Annotated in this window: 2 protein-coding genes; both read left to right on the forward strand. The window is 36.6% G+C overall.

What is annotated here, in order from left to right:
* Positions 1-20 precede the first annotated feature (20 nt).
* Positions 21-887 (forward strand): type IV secretion system protein, encoded by an 867-nt coding sequence (locus ACFIMW_RS09260; RefSeq protein ID WP_375608895.1) that lies wholly within the window; start codon positions 21-23, stop codon positions 885-887.
* Between the two features lie 218 nt (positions 888-1105).
* Positions 1106-1249: a TrwH protein gene (locus tag ACFIMW_RS09265; protein WP_375608894.1), complete on the forward strand. Its 144-nt coding sequence runs from the start codon at positions 1106-1108 to the stop codon at positions 1247-1249.

The following is a 1249-nucleotide window of genomic DNA, read 5'->3' on the forward strand; positions in this document are numbered from 1 at the left end:
ATTCATTAAAGAGGAATGCCATGAACTTCACGCTGTTCACGCAACTTTTCACTGAAATTGACAAAATAACAAAAACTTATGTCACAGATATTTCCTCAAAAGCAATGGCTACAATTACGCCCTTCGTCTCAATCGGGATCACCATCACTTTCATCATCTATGGATGGCTCATCATTCGTGGGGCTATCGACATGCCTCTCTCTGGATTTGTGAACCGTTTCCTACGAATAAGCATTATTACTTCAATAGCTCTTACCGCAGGATTGTATCAACCAGAAATCACAAATTTAATAACTCAAATGCCTCATGATTTATCAAAAGCGCTCATAAAAAATCCGCTCACTGATCAACAATTAATGAACTTGCTTGACAAAGCAGCAAGCCAAGGGTTTCAATATGCAAGTCGTCTTTTCGAAGAAACTGTCTTCTTCGAGGCTAATGGGCTACTTTACGGTCTTTTAGGTATCATCATCTTGTTGGCAACAAGCCTCGTAGTCGCAATCGGTGGTGGTCTCGTCCTTCTGACAAAAATCGCACTTGCACTTCTCGTAGGATGGGGGCCAATCTTCATTATTGCTCTACTCTGGCAACCAACTTACCGCTTTTTTGAGCAATGGATTGTACAAGTCGTAAGCTATACAATCCTCTTTGTACTCTTAGCTACCGTATTTAATTTAATGATGAATATCTTTGCAAACTATTTGGGCGATATGAAACTCGATTACAGACAGAATATGGGATATATGTTTGGAGGAGCTCTCATCCTGTCCATTATATCCATTATGCTGTTACTCAAACTGTCAAACATTGCCAATGCTCTCGCAAAAGGCATTGCATTTGGACATCTATGGAGACTAGATGGCATAGGAAGCAATAGTTCCCGTTAATATTCACTTTTAGCATCTATATGACAAAATAACCCAAACATTCCAATCTCAAAGTAAAAAATATTTGCACTGCAGCTGAAGTTTTCCATGAATAAAATCAGTTATGAAATCAAAAAATAAAATAAACACAAATTATGCACTTTACTTTATATTCAAAATTGTAATAATGACGAAAATTGTTATACTATAAATAACAATAAAAAAGAGTGGCCATTAAAATGAAATATATCATTTCTATAATTTTAATTATGAATCTTTTATCTGCTTGTGCACTAGCACCAAAACTAAAGCAACCAAATGATAGAAACCGCGTACCCATTAATAAAACAATCCCTGCCGAAATCAAGCGAGGAGACAGATGA

The organism is Bartonella sp. AC329YNZD, from assembly GCF_042196685.1.
GTDB lineage: Bacteria > Pseudomonadota > Alphaproteobacteria > Rhizobiales > Rhizobiaceae > Bartonella.